The sequence below is a fragment of the Nocardia sputorum genome, assembly GCF_027924405.1.
Lineage (GTDB): Bacteria > Actinomycetota > Actinomycetes > Mycobacteriales > Mycobacteriaceae > Nocardia > Nocardia sputorum.
On the sequence record NZ_AP026978.1, the window covers coordinates 4,425,855 to 4,443,217 of the forward strand.

Below are 17,363 nucleotides of genomic sequence, written 5' to 3' on the forward strand. Positions count from 1 at the left end.
GTATATCTTGGATGCGGACAAGAAACTGTCCCCGTTTGTCGACGCTCTTCGAAATGTAGGCCGGTGGCGCTCGTTGAAGATCGGCCACTTGGTGGTTGTTTAGTCTGCCGTGTTGTCTGTCCGCATGGACGGGAGTGTGTCGATTTCGGTGTTGCGGAGTCGGTAGCTGTTTCCTTTCAAGGTCAGGACGTCGGCGTGGTGGACGATTCGGTCGATCATCGCCGCGGCAACGACGTGGTCGGAGAACACGTCGCCCCAGCGGGAGAACGGCAGGTTCGAGGTCAGGATCAGCGAGGCGTGTTCGTAGCGGCTGGAGACCAGTTGGAAGAACAGGTTCGCTGCGTCTTGTTCGAAGGGGATGTATCCGACCTCGTCGACGATCAGTAGTCCGTAGCGGCGGAGTTTGGCCAGTTCGGCGGCGAGGCGGCCGTGCTGGTGGGCGGTTTGTAGGCGGGTGACCCATTCGACGGCGGTGGCGAACAGGACGCGGTGGCCGTGGTGGGCGGCGGCGATACCCAGCCCGATCGACAGGTGGGTTTTGCCGGTTCCCGGTGGCCCGAGTAGCACCACGTTCTGGGCTTTGGTGATGAACTGGCCGGTGCCCAGATGTGCGATGGTGTCGCGCTTGAGGGCGGGCTGGTGGTCGAAGTTGAATTCCTCGATCGCTTTGCGGGCGGGGAATCCTGCTGCGCGGATCCGGATTTCGGCGCCGGAGGACTCTCGGGATGCCACTTCGCGGGACAGGACCGCGGCGAGGTATTCCTCATGCGTCCAGCCGGCGTCGCGGGCTTGGTCGGCCAGGCGGGCGGCGCTGTCGCGGATGCGGGGGGCCTTCAACGCGTTGGCGTAGTACTCGATCTGCTTGGCGGTATCGGCGGGTGCGGCCATCACGCGACACCCTCGCCGCCGAAGTCGACGCCGAAACAGGTGTCGTAGTCCGCGAGGTTACGCACCAACCCGCCGTCATCGACGCTGACGGTCCGAGATTGTTTGTGTCCGAATGCTTCCCGCAATTGCGCAGCGGTGTGGACATGGGTGGGGTCGGTGATGGTGACCGCTTTCGACCAGGCTCTGCGGTGGGTGGCCACCAGCAGCCCGTCGCAGCGGGCGGTGACGGTATCCAGATCGGCACGAATGTCGATAAACCGTCCGATCACCGTCGGGTCGATCGAGTAGTCGTTGCCCAAGACACGCAGGTAGTAGTCACGCGGCAGCCTCGCGCGGCTGGTGAACCCGACCGCCGGGGCGATCGGCGGCAGTGTCGTCATCGCGGCCCGGTCGATGCCGACCAGCTCCGCTGGGGAACCCGCGATGCGCCGGACGTGTCGAGCGTTGGCGATCGGCAGCCACTCGGCGAGCTGGGTGTTGAAATCTCCTGGTGAACTGAACGACCGGCCGGGCAGGAACGAGGTCTCGAGATAGCCGTTCACGCGTTCGACGATGCCCTTGGACTCCGGGTCGAACGGCTTGCACTGGACGATGCGGGTGGCCAGCATCCCGGTGAACGCCACCACCCCAACGGCCAGGTGTCCGCCCTTGCCGATCCCTGATTCGTTGTCCCACAACAGCCTGCGCGGGACTTTCCCCAACTGCCCCGACAGCAGCGACCACATCCCGGCCAGCAGATCCGCGGTGGTCCGGGTCGGAATCATCATCGCAGTGATGAACCTCGAGAACGAAGCCACCATCACCAGCACCGGGGGTGTCCCGACCTGCCCGGCGCCCAACGGGATCGGTGTCGGTGGGAACCACAGATCGCACTGCGCCTGATCCCCGGGCCGATACTCCAGCCGGTCCGCCGGATCCTTCGGTGCGTACTGCGGCCGCAGGGCCGCGACTTTCTTACGGAACCACGACGGTGACCCCGCCCAGCCCACCCGCTCGGCGATCACCGACGCCGGCATCGCCGGGAACTGCGCCAGCAGCTCCCGCACCAGCGGCTCGAACTCGTCGAACGCCGAGGGACCCGACACCCGCTGGTATCGCGGCGGCGACTCCGAGGCAATCGCCCTCGACACCGTGTCCCGCGAGATGCCCAACCGGGACGCGATCGCCCGCATCGACAGGCCCTCACTCGCATGGAGATACCTGATCTGCGCCCATTCCTGCACTGAGATCACCCTTCCGATCGTGGATGGGTGGCCGATTTTCAAAGAGCGCCGGTGGCCGGATTTTCGAAGAGCGCTGACACCGTTCGAGGCTGTCCCGGTAGTGGTCGCATCCGACCAGGTCACAGAGGATGTAGCGATGGCCCAACAACCGCGTGAACTGGCCGCCATGGAGTCGGCGCGACAGTTCTTCGGCGCCGAGCTGCGGCACTGGCGGCTGCTACGGAAACTGTCTCTGAACCAGCTCGGGGCAATCAGCCACGACAGCGGTTCGCTGATCGGCAAAATCGAGAAAGCTCAACGCCGTCCGACACAAGCGTTCGCCGCGCGAATGGATAGAGCGCTGGACACCGACGGCATCCTCCAACGCATGTGGCTCGACATGAATTCTGCCGCAGCAGAGATGAGTACATCTCCACCCTTGGTGGCCGCAGAAACCGCTGCGCCCTGGGTCGGCCTGGAAGCCTTCGACCCTGTCCGCGAATGGTTGGAGTCAGCCGTTCCTACGTTCGGCCGCGGCACAGGCCATCGGCGTGTAGGAAGCACCGATGTCGCGGTGATGTGGTCGATGTGCAGCGTATTCGCCAACGCAGATCATCACCTCGGCGGAGGCTACGCTCGCGCGACTCTGGCAAGGCTCATCGATGACGTTGTCACACCAGCGTTGCGCGGTTCCTACGACGACCAGACAGCCTCGCAGCTGTATGCCGTCTCCGCCCGGTTATGCAACTTGAGCGGCTTCATGTGCTTCGACTCTGCGCAGCAGGGTCTTGGACAGCAGTACTTTCAGCAGGCCCTCCAACTCGCCAAAGCGGCCAGAAACACCGCCTTGGGCGCACACATCCTTACCGATATGTCCATGCAGGCCCACTACCTCAGCCGACCTACCGAGGCCGTGCGATGCGGTACCGCCGCAGTGCAGGCCGCCGAGCAGTCAGGCTCCCCCAGTACCGCCGCACGCTGCAACGCGCTCCTGGCGCGTGCACATGCGCTCAATAACGATGCCAGCGTGAGCGCGAGAGCGATGCACGACGCCGAACGGCATCTCGGCCGTGCTCGGCCAGATGACGAACCGGACTGGATTCGGTTCTTCACCGACCGCCAGCTGTCGGCCGAGTTCATGTATGTCGCTCACGATGGGCGACGTCCGACAGACGTACGCGAACAGGCACCTATTGTTCTGGCGGACTCGGTAGGGATGGAGCGAAGGAAGGTCCTGGTCGCCGCAACGCTGGCAGCCTCCTTCGTGCCTGAGGATGGAGAGCGCGTGTGCAAATCAGACGTCGATGTCGAGCAGGCGTGCCAGGTACTACTGGACACGCTTCCTGCGGCGCGCGGACTGACCAGCTCCCGTGCGATCGAGTCGATCAACCTCGTTCGGCGCCGACTCGCGCCCTTCGCGAGCATGCCTGCAGTTCAACAGGTCGAACACGAGTTCCAGACCTCCGTTGCGTTAGTGGGATAAGGCTGAAACATGTCATCAACGATCGGAACCGTGCTGCGCCAAGGATGCGAAGCTCGTGGGCTGGACCCGACAGACGCAGTCCTTATTCATCATTCGAGCAACGCCGTCTATGTGCTACCACGCCATGACGCAGTCGCACGGGTCAGCCGGACAGAGGCGGATCCAGACCGACAGATCCGCACATACGCCGTAACACAATGGCTGACCACCGCATACAATTTCGATGCCACAGCTCCACTTCCTGGGGTGGAACCGATCGAGATCGCCGGACACACCATCGGATTCTGGACCTACTATCCACAGACAGACGACACCCCGGCGCCGACCTCCACAGAACTCGGACGGCTGCTGCGCACCCTGCATGACCTCCCCGCACCGTCGGCCCTGGAGTTGCCGACGTGGACGCCCCTGGAGTCGCTGCACGGGGCACTACTGGAACAGCATGCTCTCGACTCGATCACACACGACGAACAGTCCTGGCTTCTCGAACGCATCGACGAGATCCGCAAAGAGCTGAGTGAGCTCGACTGGCCCCTCGGACTCGGTCTCATCCACGGCGATGCATGGGCAGGAAACCTACTGTGGGACAACGGAGCCGATCCCAAGACGGCAATCCTCGGCGACTGGGACTGGGTGAGCGTCGGCCCGCGCGAAGTCGACTTGATCCCTACATGGCACGCTTCGGTCCGCTACGGACGCGACCACACCTGGGTCCGCAACTTCATCGACGAATACGGCTACGACCTGTCCGCCTGGTCCGGCTACAACTTGCTGCTGGACATGCGAGACCTCGTACAACTAACCGGCCCCCTTCGCCGAGCTACGAGTTCACCCGCATACGCCCAGCGACTACGCCAACGACTAGACGACATCCGCGCAGGCAACCGAACGACACAGTGGAGCCAGTACCGAACACAAGGCAGCTGACATCGCCGACCCACCGCAACCCGAGGGTCCGGGCAGCCGCCACCCCAAATATGTCGGTGGAGAGCCAGCACGGCAGTTGGCAGGGTCCGCGACAGATCGACGCCACCGCCATCCGGTTCACACGCACCGGCGCCACAGTGACCAGCTCAGTCGACACCACGGTAGTGCCGACCCACGCTCCGCGAGGGGCGATCTCTTCTCGAGCTGCGGTGGCGCGATTGTCGATGATCAGCTTTCATGGAGATAGGGAGAATCGGCAGACTGGACCGAGAAAGAAAGTGTCCATGTCTATTCAGCCACGTGCAGGCCTCCCTCTGCCCGCAGATCCGGCCCTCGCCACACGCAAGCGCCATATAGGGCCTTCGACGATCGCGGTATCCATCATCAACGACCGTGCGCGACTATCCGGCCGCCGCATATTCGCTGAACTACGTTGGCCAGCAGGCCAACCCATCACCTATACCGTCGCTGGACATCTCATCGCCATCCGGTCGGCCCATCCCCACGCAACCCGCCATAGGATCAGCCGACTAGGACAGATACGACTGCCCGCAGCGACACGGCGCGCCACCGGCATCGTTCTCGGCGATCCCCTCCTCCTCATCGCCATACCCAATGCCGATGTCGTCGCCATCGTCCCGGCGCCGATCGTGTACGAGGCCCTGTCATCTGCTTTAGCACTCCTCCACGGTGCGGCATGATCCCCGACGACCACGAGGTTGCCCGGCTGTTTCTGGAGCGGTTGGGAATCCGCCCGGAAGAACTACTGCACACGACAACCCCCGCCAGCAAAACGCCAACCTTCGCTGAGTACGTACCGCGAGTCGCCGAAGCGGTTCCCGCCGGAGCCCGACGCACCTACCTTCCCTACTGGCGTCAACTCAGTCGGCGTTGGCCGGACCGCCCAATCGACCAACCAACACACCTCGAACTACAGGGTTTCGTTGAGCAGGCTCGACGTACCGCCGTCGTGCGCCGCAATAACCGCGGAGGGCGATCCGCCGCCGAACACATGGTCTGCGCCATTCGCTGCCTCTACCGATACGCCAGCAACGACGGGCACATTTCCGCCTCCACCAACCCGTCCGCGCATCTGGAGAAGCCACCACGACTTCCCGGCACACGTCGCGCACTGTCCACCCGCCAACTCGAACAAATCAACCATGCCGCCGCAACCACAGGAGACGACCCCGAACTCGACACCCTCCTCCTGCGACTACACCTCGAAACCGCCTGCCGCACAGGTGGCGCCCTCAAACTTCGCCAAGAAGACCTCGACCCCGAGCAATGCTTGATCCGACTGTCCGGCAAGGGCGGAACCCTGCACTGGCAGCCGGTCTCCCCCACCTTGATGACCCGATTGATCGCACACGGTGAACGAAGCCCCGATCCAGGACTCCAACTGTTGCGATACCAACACGGCCGTCCGATCACCCGACGCCGGTACGACCACCTCTGGAATCGAATCGGCCGCCACCTACCCTGGGTCGCCACCCAGCAGATAACAACCCACTGGCTCCGACACACCACCCTGACCTGGGTCGAACGCAACTTCGGATACGCCACCGCCCGCGCATTCGCGGCCCACGCCGGACCAACCGGCCAAGACGGCGCCACCCTCACATACGTCCGAGCATCCATCGAAGAAGTCGCATCAGCCGTAACCGCACTCACTGGCGAACCGCACCCCCTCGCAATCTAACGTCCAAGCGCGCCTCACCGAAGGTCTCGACCAGACCTATCTCACCAAGACCGGTCCGGAATGTCAGCGCTCTTCGAAAATCCGGCCACCGGCGCTCTTTGAAAATCGGCCACCCATCCACGATCGGAAGGGTGATCTCAGTGCAGGAATGGGCGCAGATCAGGTATCTCCATGCGAGTGAGGGCCTGTCGATGCGGGCGATCGCGTCCCGGTTGGGCATCTCGCGGGACACGGTCTCGAGGGCGATTGCCTCGGAGTCGCCGCCGCGATACCAGCGGGTGTCGGGTCCCTCGGCGTTCGACGAGTTCGAGCCGCTGGTGCGGGAGCTGCTGGCGCAGTTCCCGGCGATGCCGGCGTCGGTGATCGCCGAGCGGGTGGGCTGGGCGGGGTCACCGTCGTGGTTCCGTAAGAAAGTCGCGGCCCTGCGGCCGCAGTACGCACCGAAGGATCCGGCGGACCGGCTGGAGTATCGGCCCGGGGATCAGGCGCAGTGCGATCTGTGGTTCCCACCGACACCGATCCCGTTGGGCGCCGGGCAGGTCGGGACACCCCCGGTGCTGGTGATGGTGGCTTCGTTCTCGAGGTTCATCACTGCGATGATGATTCCGACCCGGACCACCGCGGATCTGCTGGCCGGGATGTGGTCGCTGCTGTCGGGGCAGTTGGGGAAAGTCCCGCGCAGGCTGTTGTGGGACAACGAATCAGGGATCGGCAAGGGCGGACACCTGGCCGTTGGGGTGGTGGCGTTCACCGGGATGCTGGCCACCCGCATCGTCCAGTGCAAGCCGTTCGACCCGGAGTCCAAGGGCATCGTCGAACGCGTGAACGGCTATCTCGAGACCTCGTTCCTGCCCGGCCGGTCGTTCAGTTCACCAGGAGATTTCAACACCCAGCTCGCCGAGTGGCTGCCGATCGCCAACGCTCGACACGTCCGGCGCATCGCGGGTTCCCCAGCGGAGCTGGTCGGCATCGACCGGGCCGCGATGACGACACTGCCGCCGATCGCCCCGGCGGTCGGGTTCACCAGCCGCGCGAGGCTGCCGCGTGACTACTACCTGCGTGTCTTGGGCAACGACTACTCGATCGACCCGACGGTGATCGGACGGTTTATCGACATTCGTGCCGATCTGGATACCGTCACCGCCCGCTGCGACGGGCTGCTGGTGGCCACCCACCGCAGAGCCTGGTCGAAAGCGGTCACCATCACCGACCCCACCCATGTCCACACCGCTGCGCAATTGCGGGAAGCATTCGGACACAAACAATCTCGGACCGTCAGCGTCGATGACGGCGGGTTGGTGCGTAACCTCGCGGACTACGACACCTGTTTCGGCGTCGACTTCGGCGGCGAGGGTGTCGCGTGATGGCCGCACCCGCCGATACCGCCAAGCAGATCGAGTACTACGCCAACGCGTTGAAGGCCCCCCGCATCCGCGACAGCGCCGCCCGCCTGGCCGACCAAGCCCGCGACGCCGGCTGGACGCATGAGGAATACCTCGCCGCGGTCCTGTCCCGCGAAGTGGCATCCCGAGAGTCCTCCGGCGCCGAAATCCGGATCCGCGCAGCAGGATTCCCCGCCCGCAAAGCGATCGAGGAATTCAACTTCGACCACCAGCCCGCCCTCAAGCGCGACACCATCGCACATCTGGGCACCGGCCAGTTCATCACCAAAGCCCAGAACGTGGTGCTACTCGGGCCACCGGGAACCGGCAAAACCCACCTGTCGATCGGGCTGGGTATCGCCGCCGCCCACCACGGCCACCGCGTCCTGTTCGCCACCGCCGTCGAATGGGTCACCCGCCTACAAACCGCCCACCAGCACGGCCGCCTCGCCGCCGAACTGGCCAAACTCCGCCGCTACGGACTACTGATCGTCGACGAGGTCGGATACATCCCCTTCGAACAAGACGCAGCGAACCTGTTCTTCCAACTGGTCTCCAGCCGCTACGAACACGCCTCGCTGATCCTGACCTCGAACCTGCCGTTCTCCCGCTGGGGCGACGTGTTCTCCGACCACGTCGTTGCCGCGGCGATGATCGACCGAATCGTCCACCACGCCGACGTCCTGACCTTGAAAGGAAACAGCTACCGACTCCGCAACACCGAAATCGACACACTCCCGTCCATGCGGACAGACAACACGGCAGACTAAACAACCACCAAGTGGCCGATCTTCAACGAGCGCCACCGGCCTACATTTCGAAGAGCGTCGACACGGAAGTTCCGACCCAGCGCTGCGAGGGCGATGCAGTCACGCACTCCCGAAGCGAAAGGCGTTGATTCTCGCCGGGCACTTCAGCCCGACGCAGTCTCGACCATGCGAGCACCACGAACCACACGATGCCGTTGAGATTCTCGCCGGGCGCTTCGGCCCGGCGCTGCGTGGTGCACTTCAACAACCAAGTGACCATGCTCGCGTTGAGATTCTCGCCGGGCGCTTCGGCCCGGCGCTGCCCGATGCGCGGTCATTTTGGCAGCGATGGTGTGGTTGAGATTCTCGCCGGGCGCTTCGGCCCGGCGCTGCCAGCTCGGGCGCTGCGAATGGTGGTCATCTGCTCAAGTTGAGATTCTCGCCGGGCGCTTCGGCCCGGCGCTGCGCAGGGCGTGCCCGACGACACCCGCGATCTGGTTGTTGAGATTCTCGCCGGGCGCTTCGGCCCGGCGCTGCGGGGCCCCGTTCATGCATTACGGGGTTACGTTGGTGTTGAGATTCTCGCCGGGCGCTTCGGCCCGGCGCTGCTGCCGTCCACCGGCCCCCACGTCACCCCGTCGGGGTTGAGATTCTCGCCGGGCGCTTCGGCCCGGCGCTGCCACCCGCGCGGCTGCCGCTGCCGCCTTGGCCTCGTTGTTGAGATTCTCGCCGGGCGCTTCGGCCGGGCGCTGCCCTGGATGAGCTGCGAATTTTCGCCTCAGCATATGGAACAGATGGTGCTTTCGGCTTATCGAACTATCGCTTGCCCTGGTCGCGGGTTGAGAACGTTCCTGTTGTTGTGGTTGCGTTTGGGGTTCCGAACCGAGTCGTTACAGGACCAGGGGCGTGGAGTGCGGCGGTTGCACCGCGGCACCGAGGTGTCGGGCTGTCCGAAAGGCGCCGCGGTCGAGTTGGTAGATGCGGATGCTGTCGTGTGCCGAGTCGATGATTCTGGCGAGGGCAGCTTCTAGCAGTAGGCGGGTTGTTGGGGTACATGTGACTTCAAAGACGGATTTTTGGACGCGGTGTCCGTATCCTTCGCAAGTCTTCGCGACGTGACGGAGTCTGCGGGTGCCCGCTGGGGTGGTGGTGTCTACGTCGTAGGTGATGAGAAGTTCCATCAGGACACTGTCCAGGGGATGTACGTATCGGTGTCGCCACGTAGGTGGCGGGCCAGTAGTCGCGCTTGGACGAGTGGGAGAAGCGCAGCGGGGATCTCGCGGTCGAGATAGGCGTGGGGCCACGTACGTTCGCGTGCTGTGGACCATTGTTCGAGGAAGAATTTGCGGCCTTCGTCAGTCAGGTGGATCTGTCCGCCTGGGAGTTGTTGCATATAGGTTGGTTTGATTTGTGTTCGGTTGAGCAAAGTGAGCACGAGGCGGTCGACCAGCAGCGGCCGGAATTCTTCCATAAGGTCGAGTGCAAGTGCGGGTTTGGCCGGACGGATACCGTGAAGGTATCCGATGTAGGGGTCGAGCCCGACTTGTTCGAGGGCGCCGTGGACAGCGGCACGGAGCATGCCGTAGCCGAATGACAGTAGGCAGTTGACCGGGTCGGTGGCTGGTCGTTTGTTTCTGCCGACTTTGGCGCCAGGCACCAGGGTGGGCATTGCTTGGAAGTAGTCGCGGGCGGCGCGGCCTTCGATGCCGCGTATCTCGTCCAGCGTGGCGGCATCTCGCAGGGTGATCAGTGATGTGCCGTGGCGGTCTGCGATGGCGCGAAGTGTGGTTTGCCGGTCTCTGGTGAGATCGCGCGCTGACCGCAGCAGTAGCTGACGGTAGTTGTGCAGCTTGCCTGCGACCATCGATCGGGCGATGGCCAACCGCAGGTCCGGGTTGTGGTGGGCGTGGATTTGCTGGATGCGCAGGTGTGGGTTGCCGGTCAGAGGTCCGCTGACTCGCGCGAGGAACTTGCCGTTGCGTGTCAGCCACGTCACGCCGCGTGCGTCGGCGGCGCATCGGTGCATGAGGTCGTCGGTAATGGTTACGCCGTTGAAGGCAACGATGTGATCGAGGCGGATGAGAGGCAGCAGATGTCGACCCGGCTTGTCCGGGTGATAGACGCGCAGCGCGTCCCCGTCGAGGTGCAGGCTGGTGCCTGGTGTGGTGACGTAGAGGGTTTTGAGCAGCTCAGTCATCGTGGTTTCGGATTGGTCGCGGTGTGAACAAGTCGATCGAGTTTCGCCGTGCTGTTTCTGGTAGGCAGCCCGGGCGTAGCGAGCATCGCGTGCAGCGGTGGTCGTTCGCCGGTGGCGGCGGTGTGAATTCGGTGATGCGTCGCCGCAACTGCTCAATTGCGTCTCGCACTGCAGCTTCGAGGGCGCTGTCGACGGCGATGCGGTAGTGTCGGCGGCTCTTTCCCGCGAACAACTCTCCGTGCGGCACGGGTTGGTCGAACATTTCTCGCAGACACAAGACCTGCGCTGCCACCTGTAGGTCGGCTGGGCCGCCGGGGGTGTAGCGGCCGGATTTGTGTTCGACTGGTATCGGACCGCCCGGTGTGCGGTGAACTGTGTCGCAGATGCCGTGGATCCCCAGTTCGTGGTTGTGCACGGGCAGCGCACGCCATATGCGTGCGCCTGTGCGTCCGGTCAGTGTGCCGCCGCGGTCGACTGCCTCATGCGCAAGGTCGCCGCGGACGGTGTCGGTGTTGGACTCGAAATAGGTTTCCTGCCAGATCAGCACCGCCTGCCTGGGGCAGTAGGCGTGATGCTCGATCGCCGAGATCGGCACACTCCATCGGTCGTTGGTGAGAGACTGCTCCGGCATCACCGGTCAGCTGAACACTTCGGTGTAGGTGACACCGGACGGCAGGGCACCGGTGTCTACCGGTGTCACGGTGTAGTCGCTGAACTGGCGTGGGCTCCAGTCAGCAGTCTCACGTTGCTGTGGGTCTCGGTTCGCGTCGATCTTGACGTGGGCGAAAAGTTTGTGGGCGGGAGCGTTGCCGAAGACGTTGTCGTGGCTGAATACGTGCAGTCCGCGCGCGCTCATACGGCCGCGAGTTGCCGAGGCATCGTGATCGAACATCATTTCCATCACTTGGTAAAGCAGTTCGAAATCTTTGGTGTCGACGCCTGTCTGGCCGCCGCGGGCGGCGGAGTAGGTGATCTCGACCCGGTACAGTCCGTAGGGCACAGTCCATTTGGAGCCCATCTCTGTGCTTTCCCCGTTGTCGATGTCTTCTTGGCGGGTTTGGGTGACACGAGTAATGGCGTGTTCGGTGGGGATGACCGGGTCGAGTGAGCGGGCCATCCCGAACTGCAGCGGGCCACGGATGCTGCCCAGCGCGTTGGTCTCGCCGGTGGACAACACCGCCCCGAACAATCGGATATCGGCATACCGGTCGCACAGCCAGATCCTCGCCGCCGCAGCTTGGTCTGCCGTCAGTTTCGCTTTCTCTCTGCCACTCTTCCGAGTGTTGCTTGCGGGTGTCTCGACCCCGGTGGCTGTCAGGGATTCTTTGAGCCGGGTGTTCAGCGCGTGACCGGCCTCGACGAAGATGCCGTAGCGCGGATTGCCCGCTGCGGCCAAGGCCAGGCCGTCGCGGATCTTACGTTTCAAGCACACGTCGGTGACCAGTCCGTGGCCGGATTCGAGGTCGACGCGTGGCTGGTTGCCTGCGTCGGGGTCGCCGTTGGGGTTGCCGTCGGTGACATCGAACAGAAAAACCATGTCGTGACGCACCGCAGGGTTCAGGTGTGCGGCAGGGTGAGCAGTCATCGGAGTGGGAGTCCTTCCTGAAGGGTGTCGAGTTGTCACGCCTGGTCGGTGGCTGTGCTCGTGGGGATGGTCCGGTGGGCGAGCTGATGGTGGTAGCCGAGAATGAATTGCTCCTGCTGGCGCAAGTTGTTGCGCATCGGAACGCCCCCTGCCTGTTCGAGCAGGTCATACAGCTCGGTCAACCGGTTCTTGTACCAGCCAGCGCGTCTGGAGCTGTCGCGGCGGCGGATCTTAGTCAGCCACGCAGCGGCTTCTTTGCGCCCCTGCACCAGAACGGGTCTGGGCGTATCGACGGCGCGGCGCAGAAAGCGGTCACCGAAAGTGCTGTTGACCTCGCGCCGCGCGACATCGCCTGCCGCCTCTTGGTCCGGCTCGGTCGAGCTGTCCGGCTCGCTCTTGGGTTTGCGGTGTGCGGCTCGTTGAGTGTCCTCCAAGGCGGCGAACAGCCGGCCAGCGATATAAGCGGGATCGGTGCAGGTTTCGTCCAGGGACATCGGTACCGTGTCGTCCTTCGGTCGGTGCGGGTTTCGGGATAAGGCGAGCCGCACAAGCGCGGCGCGGTGGTCGTCGATCCGGCTGTCGCTGCGGATGCGGTGGATCAGGTGTGAGCGCATTGCCACCGGTAACGGCTCGTTGAGCACCGCCACCCGTAAGAGCTGATGCAGAGCATGGTCGGGTCGGTCGGCGTTCTTAGCGCCGAACGGTCGGTAGCGCTTACTGTTCTCATCCCAGCGGCCCAGACACGCCGCGAGAGCAGTTGGGCTGTGCACCCACTTGCCAGCGGGAATTTCGGTCCCGTCCCGCCGCCGTAGCGGCTGGGTCCTCCGTGGGGTGTTCTTGTGATCGGTGAACCATGCCAGGATGTTGGTGTCGTGGTTGACGACGCCATCGTCTTTGCTGGTCAGGGCGATATCGAGCCATTCGCGGACCATGATCCGGGCGACGTTGCCGCCGACAGCCAACCAGCAGAACCGGCCGTGGAGACGCTGGGTGCGTTCGCGAGCCTGGTGTACCGATTCGAAGAACGCGTCGACCTCGGCCGGATCGGGTTCGAGCATCAGTTGCATGCGGTCGGGTTCGTCGGTCTCGGCGACCCACCACGCAACTCGCGTGTCCTGTCCTGAGTAGGTCAGCGCGTGGTCAGAAGATAAAACACCGGTCAGCCCGACCATCACATCGTCGGCGCACGTCAAGCAGATCGGAGTGTGGGTCAGTTGAGGGGCCAAGTCGTAGCCGAACATCCGCTCGTTGATGCTGACCAGCGCCGTGTCGTTGCTGGCGCCGGGTACCAGCGTCGCAGGGACTTTGCCCGGGATCGTGTTCGCCAGCGGGGCCAGACGTCGGCATACCATGCATACCCCCCTGCGCCCACTGCCTTTCGTCAGGCCGACACGGGTCCGCCAGAACTCCGCCGCGCTCGGACTGCGGTAGGCATACCGGCCGTCGACCGCGATTACCACGCCGTCCTTCGCGCGCACCTCCTCTGGACGCGCCAGCGCTGCCAAGGCGCCGGAACGATATAGATCGGCCAAGAGGTGCGGTATCCGGTCCTGCTCGGCGGGTACCTCGGCAGCCCAGTCATCGATCAAAGCGACGAACGCGCTGTGACAGTCGGCGACCCGCGACTCGTCGGTACTGTCATCTCCCCAACCCAGAACGTACTGAGCATCGTCGGCCGCGAGATTCGGCGATATTCCCACGGTGCGAGTCGACGCCGGCACAGTGTGCACGACCCCTCGCTTCGGCCTGTCCTGATCGCGCAGCGGCTGCAAAGTCGGCGCAACGTTGGTGCGGATATCCAACTTCCACCGAAACTCTCGATCTCGGTGAAACGCCGGCACTGCGCTGCGATTCTCCCTCGCATAGGAGGTCAAACGTTCCAACAACATTCAGGACACCCCCACCGCATCGTCTCCGATCCCGCGCCTGGGGACCTCCAACACACCATGCATAAGGCGGGCACGAAACCACATGGACCGACGCGGCGTAGTCGAGTAGTCGATGCTGTGCAGCATCATCCCCAGATCGGCCGATACCTCAATCGGTGCGCGATCGTCCGGTTCCTCGAACGCCGCGGGGAACTCCCGCGTACCCAGGTACGGCTGGCTGAAGCACTGCCCGCGGGCCACCCGCCGCCGCAGCTGATCCCGATACGCCGCCTCGGGCTTGTCCGCATGCGGCATCAACTCGATTTGCGCATGGATACGGTAAGCGACATCCTTCAAGCACAACGCATTCCGTTGCACGCGATGTGCAACGGTGTCGACCGTCCGACCCGCGGACACCGCATCGGTCAGCGAAGCCAGGTCCGTGGTCTCGTTACGGCGCAACGTAAACGTCCTGATCGGACTAAGAACCTCGATCTTCTGTATCCGATACCGGAACTCCGGTTTCCAGTAAATCGCCGTCAACACCCCAGTCGCTGCAGTCGGCGTCATCACCGAATACGTCAACCGCTCAGCAGTCAACCCCGGCTGCGTGAACAACGCGCCCGGACCGTGAACTTGAATAACCAAAACCATGAACCACCCCATCCTTCCGGAACCCATTGAGCAAGACGTGATCGCGGTGGTAGATCACGTATGCCCTCGAACCCGTTGCGGGATCATGCCTTATGGCACCGACAAGTTCGCAGCGATTGACGGATCTACGCCATCAGCCGCACCATGTCGCCCCTCGAGCCACCAGAGGAGGGAGAATTCAACCGACCAGTCGCTTTAAACGAGCCGGAAAACGTCATCCGAAAAGAACTGTTCGGCGTGAAATGTCGAGCATTCGACAGGTACTGCTCGAACCGCGTCAGCAGGCCCTCTTATGCGACAGCCAGGCAGCTCCGGCTTCCGGTCAGAAAACTGTTGAAATACTGCCCTCATCGAGCCCGACGCCGCGGGCAGTTCGGGGATCCCAGTCGTAAGCGCCCTTCCATACACCAAGATCACCGACAACAGCATCGATCAGGGCCGCCACTTCAGGCCGTTGAGTGATGCTCGTGCGCAACTGGACGATCCACGGTTGCAACTGTCGAAGCGCAGCGCCAGCCCGCACGGTGCCCGCAGCGAGGTCAGCCAGCATCGCTTCTACCCGTGCGGCGTCCTCGTGATCAAGGACGGCCACCGGCATCGACTCGTCAGTGATCATCCGGAACGCTCTTTTCCGATCGCGCCGCTTCGAACCACCGGCGTCCACGAGCGGACCATCGGACACCGCGATGAAGTCCAGCCCTTCTCGATTACGTTGAACAACTTGACCTACGGGCGCGTTCGATGAATCCACCCGATGCTGGTCGAGCTGCAGATCGGCGTATAGCTCTTCGTAGTAGCGAGCCAACGCCCGTTGATCGTCCAGTGCGGCTCCGTCAGGCCCGAAATGCGTCACCGTCAGCGAGCACGCCAGCTCATACTCGGTAGGGCGACGACCCTCTGCGGGGTCGAAGACAACAACCAGCCCACCTTCGTCGTGTTCGCCGTGGCGGTTGGCGCGGCCGGCAGCCTGTTGCAGCGAGTCAGCCGGAGCCAACGCGCGCCACACCGTCGGGAAGCTGAGATCAACACCGGCCTCCACCAACTGCGTCGCGACGAGGACTGTCGGCCGACCCGCCCGTAACCGCTCGGTCACCTTCGCCAGAACAGCGCGGCGGTGAATGGGGCACATTCGAGTCGACAGGTGCCACACATCGTTCCGATGCCGCGAAACCAACCGGAACAGGCCTCGAGCATCAGCAACGGAGTTGACAACCACCATTGCTTGGGCTTGCCCGATCACCGCATCGGCGATCTCCTGCCAGGTCGGTTTCGGATCCAGCCGCCACTCGTAGCGCACTCGGCGGGCTCGATGAAACAGCGGTTGCGGATCTGCGATGATCTCTCTGATACGAACCTCGTCGTAGGTCTCGGACGCCTTCCACACCGACAGCGCCTGAAACTGCGGCTGCGTCGCCGAGGTCAACAACACTGTCGTACCGAAAGCCTCCGCGAGAATCCGCAATCCACTCAAGATCGGCAGCAACAGCCGCGTCGGCAGTGCTTGCACCTCATCCAGGATCACAACCGCGTTCGCCAACCGGTGCACCTTGCGGACCTCAGAAGGTCTGCGGCCGAACAATGACTCGAACAGCTGCACCGTGGTGGTCACCACGAACGGCGCGTCCCAGTTCTCCGCCGCCAACCGCGCCCACCGATCACGGGTACTGGTCACGGCCGGGTCTTGGCTGTCGTCGCGTTCATCGAAGCGGACGCTCGAATGATGCTCCAGTACCACCGGCTCGTCACTGTCATCGAGCAATCGCCGGTAGACATCAGCGTTCTGCTCGGTGATCGTGATGAAAGGCACCGCCACAATCACCCGCGATTTGCCCCATTGCGCTGCATGATGCAGCCCGAACGCCCCCTGCGCGAACGTCTTTCCCAAGCCCGTCGGTGCCGCCAGCCGGTACAGGCCGGGTTCGCCAGCGGCAGCCGCCACCGCGGCCTCATACACCTGCGAACGCAACTGACCGATCTCGTCGCCCCGATCATCAATCAGCGCCGCACGACGGCGTTCGAACCGCTGCACAAGCATCCGCATATCCGTCGGCGGCGCGACCTGCGGGCCCGGCAGGCCACGTTGGTGTGCTGCGGTATCCAGATGATCGGCATCCACCAACGCCGAAAACACCATCCGCAGCCGCATCTCCCACACCAGCTTCTCCGACACCCCCCGCCACCTACCCGGATACAACCGCCGCCCAGCGAACACACCAGAAGCCTCTGGCACAGCGAACAAGAACCGAGCCGCAGCCTCATCATCGTCATCGCTGAGCAAACTGGTCAGGACATCCCTCAGCTGTGAGGGATTCGTCAAACCTCCGTGATGACCCAACACCGCCATCGCTGCCAAACCACAAACATCGAAGACCAACCGCGCACCCAACTGCTTATGCGCAACCCCCACCCGGTTCGCGGTGCCCTCCACCTCCAACAACCGCTGCTGCCAAGCACACGACGCCTTCCCCGCATCATGAAACAACCCCAACACATACGCCAACTCCCCCGCGCCGAACACCGAAGCGAAGCGAGACGCCCACAGCGCAGTCGACCTGCAATGCTCATCGAGCCCGTGGCGAACTCCCGACACCGCACTCCGGCTGTGCGCCCAAAGAACCATTCCGCCAATCTATCCCCGAGCACCGACCGTTCATCCGACCAACGACTAGGCAGCGCGACGCTCGGCGTTGGCGATGGCAAACCCACGGGTGTAGACGTTTCCGCGA

Annotated in this window: 14 protein-coding genes and 1 CRISPR repeat array; of the genes, 5 read left to right on the forward strand and 9 right to left on the reverse strand. The window is 63.6% G+C overall.

Going from position 1 to position 17,363, the window contains the following annotated elements; genetic code table 11:
• Positions 1-99 precede the first annotated feature (99 nt).
• Positions 100-888: an IS21-like element helper ATPase IstB gene (gene istB / locus QMG86_RS19940; protein ID WP_281873984.1), complete on the reverse strand. Its 789-nt coding sequence runs from the start codon at positions 886-888 to the stop codon at positions 100-102.
• Positions 888-2,111 (reverse strand): IS21 family transposase, encoded by a 1,224-nt coding sequence (gene istA / locus QMG86_RS19945; RefSeq protein WP_434086196.1) that lies wholly within the window; start codon positions 2,109-2,111, stop codon positions 888-890. The genes istB (QMG86_RS19940) and istA (QMG86_RS19945) overlap by 1 nt, the downstream gene beginning before the upstream one ends.
• A gap of 136 nt (positions 2,112-2,247) precedes the next feature.
• Between istA (QMG86_RS19945) and QMG86_RS19950 the strand changes: the two genes are divergently transcribed.
• The 5 genes from QMG86_RS19950 to istB (QMG86_RS19970) all read left to right on the forward strand — a co-directional run bounded on the left by QMG86_RS19950 (position 2,248) and on the right by istB (QMG86_RS19970) (position 8,354).
• The gene (locus tag QMG86_RS19950) at positions 2,248-3,573 is read left to right on the forward strand and encodes a helix-turn-helix domain-containing protein (RefSeq protein ID WP_281873987.1); all 1,326 of its coding nucleotides are present in this window, start codon (positions 2,248-2,250) and stop codon (positions 3,571-3,573) included.
• A gap of 9 nt (positions 3,574-3,582) precedes the next feature.
• Positions 3,583-4,500 (forward strand): phosphotransferase, encoded by a 918-nt coding sequence (locus QMG86_RS19955; RefSeq protein WP_281873988.1) that lies wholly within the window; start codon positions 3,583-3,585, stop codon positions 4,498-4,500.
• Positions 4,501-5,197: 697 nt separating this feature from the next.
• Positions 5,198-6,202, forward strand: a complete 1,005-nt coding sequence (locus tag QMG86_RS19960) for a tyrosine-type recombinase/integrase (protein ID WP_281873989.1) — start codon at positions 5,198-5,200, stop codon at positions 6,200-6,202.
• Positions 6,203-6,342: 140 nt separating this feature from the next.
• The gene (gene istA / locus QMG86_RS19965; RefSeq protein ID WP_434086196.1) at positions 6,343-7,566 is read left to right on the forward strand and encodes an IS21 family transposase; all 1,224 of its coding nucleotides are present in this window, start codon (positions 6,343-6,345) and stop codon (positions 7,564-7,566) included.
• Positions 7,566-8,354 carry an IS21-like element helper ATPase IstB gene (gene istB / locus QMG86_RS19970; RefSeq protein WP_281873984.1) on the forward strand — a complete coding sequence of 263 codons (789 nt, stop codon included), beginning with the start codon at positions 7,566-7,568 and terminating at the stop codon, positions 8,352-8,354. Before istA (QMG86_RS19965) ends, istB (QMG86_RS19970) begins: the two co-directional genes overlap by 1 nt.
• Positions 8,355-8,547: 193 nt before the next feature.
• Positions 8,548-9,086: a CRISPR direct-repeat array (repeat unit 37 nt; unit sequence GTTGAGATTCTCGCCGGGCGCTTCGGCCCGGCGCTGC).
• Positions 9,087-9,223: 137 nt separating this feature from the next.
• Here istB (QMG86_RS19970) and cas2 read toward each other — a convergent pair.
• The 7 genes from cas2 to cas3 all read right to left on the reverse strand — a co-directional run bounded on the left by cas2 (position 9,224) and on the right by cas3 (position 17,257).
• Positions 9,224-9,514, reverse strand: a complete 291-nt coding sequence (gene cas2 / locus QMG86_RS33600; protein WP_350356338.1) for a CRISPR-associated endonuclease Cas2 — start codon at positions 9,512-9,514, stop codon at positions 9,224-9,226.
• Positions 9,514-10,530: a type I-C CRISPR-associated endonuclease Cas1c gene (gene cas1c, locus QMG86_RS19975; protein WP_281873991.1), complete on the reverse strand. Its 1,017-nt coding sequence runs from the start codon at positions 10,528-10,530 to the stop codon at positions 9,514-9,516. The genes cas2 and cas1c overlap by 1 nt, the downstream gene beginning before the upstream one ends.
• Entirely contained in the window at positions 10,523-11,161 is a 639-nt protein-coding gene (gene cas4 / locus QMG86_RS19980) for a CRISPR-associated protein Cas4 (RefSeq protein WP_281873993.1), read from the reverse strand. Before cas4 ends, cas1c begins: the two co-directional genes overlap by 8 nt.
• A 6-nt stretch (positions 11,162-11,167) precedes the next feature.
• A complete protein-coding gene (cas7c, locus tag QMG86_RS19985; protein ID WP_281873994.1) occupies positions 11,168-12,115 on the reverse strand; it encodes a type I-C CRISPR-associated protein Cas7/Csd2 in 948 nt (315 codons plus the stop codon).
• A 35-nt stretch (positions 12,116-12,150) separates the two neighbouring features.
• Positions 12,151-14,004, reverse strand: a complete 1,854-nt coding sequence (locus QMG86_RS19990; protein WP_281873995.1) for a type I-C CRISPR-associated protein Cas8c/Csd1 — start codon at positions 14,002-14,004, stop codon at positions 12,151-12,153.
• The gene (cas5c, locus tag QMG86_RS19995) at positions 14,005-14,637 is read right to left on the reverse strand and encodes a type I-C CRISPR-associated protein Cas5c (protein ID WP_281873997.1); all 633 of its coding nucleotides are present in this window, start codon (positions 14,635-14,637) and stop codon (positions 14,005-14,007) included.
• A gap of 322 nt (positions 14,638-14,959) precedes the next feature.
• On the reverse strand, positions 14,960-17,257 hold the full coding sequence (gene cas3 / locus QMG86_RS20000) for a CRISPR-associated helicase Cas3' (protein ID WP_281873998.1): 2,298 nt from the start codon (positions 17,255-17,257) through the stop codon (positions 14,960-14,962).
• Between the last annotated feature and the right edge of the window lie 106 nt (positions 17,258-17,363).

Excerpts from the sequence above, each read along its gene's own strand:
- istB (WP_281873984.1), bottom strand. The coding sequence starts at position 888 with ATGGCCGCACCCGCCGATACCGCCAAGCAGATCGAGTACTACGCCAAC.
- QMG86_RS19950 (WP_281873987.1), top strand. The coding sequence starts at position 2,248 with ATGGCCCAACAACCGCGTGAACTGGCCGCCATGGAGTCGGCGCGACAG.
- QMG86_RS19955 (WP_281873988.1), top strand. The coding sequence starts at position 3,583 with ATGTCATCAACGATCGGAACCGTGCTGCGCCAAGGATGCGAAGCTCGT.
- QMG86_RS19960 (WP_281873989.1), top strand. The coding sequence starts at position 5,198 with ATGATCCCCGACGACCACGAGGTTGCCCGGCTGTTTCTGGAGCGGTTG.
- istB (WP_281873984.1), top strand. The coding sequence starts at position 7,566 with ATGGCCGCACCCGCCGATACCGCCAAGCAGATCGAGTACTACGCCAAC.
- cas2 (WP_350356338.1), bottom strand. The coding sequence starts at position 9,514 with ATGGAACTTCTCATCACCTACGACGTAGACACCACCACCCCAGCGGGC.
- cas1c (WP_281873991.1), bottom strand. The coding sequence starts at position 10,530 with ATGACTGAGCTGCTCAAAACCCTCTACGTCACCACACCAGGCACCAGC.
- cas4 (WP_281873993.1), bottom strand. The coding sequence starts at position 11,161 with ATGCCGGAGCAGTCTCTCACCAACGACCGATGGAGTGTGCCGATCTCG.
- cas7c (WP_281873994.1), bottom strand. The coding sequence starts at position 12,115 with ATGACTGCTCACCCTGCCGCACACCTGAACCCTGCGGTGCGTCACGAC.
- QMG86_RS19990 (WP_281873995.1), bottom strand. The coding sequence starts at position 14,004 with ATGTTGTTGGAACGTTTGACCTCCTATGCGAGGGAGAATCGCAGCGCA.
- cas5c (WP_281873997.1), bottom strand. The coding sequence starts at position 14,637 with ATGGTTTTGGTTATTCAAGTTCACGGTCCGGGCGCGTTGTTCACGCAG.
- cas3 (WP_281873998.1), bottom strand. The coding sequence starts at position 17,257 with ATGGTTCTTTGGGCGCACAGCCGGAGTGCGGTGTCGGGAGTTCGCCAC.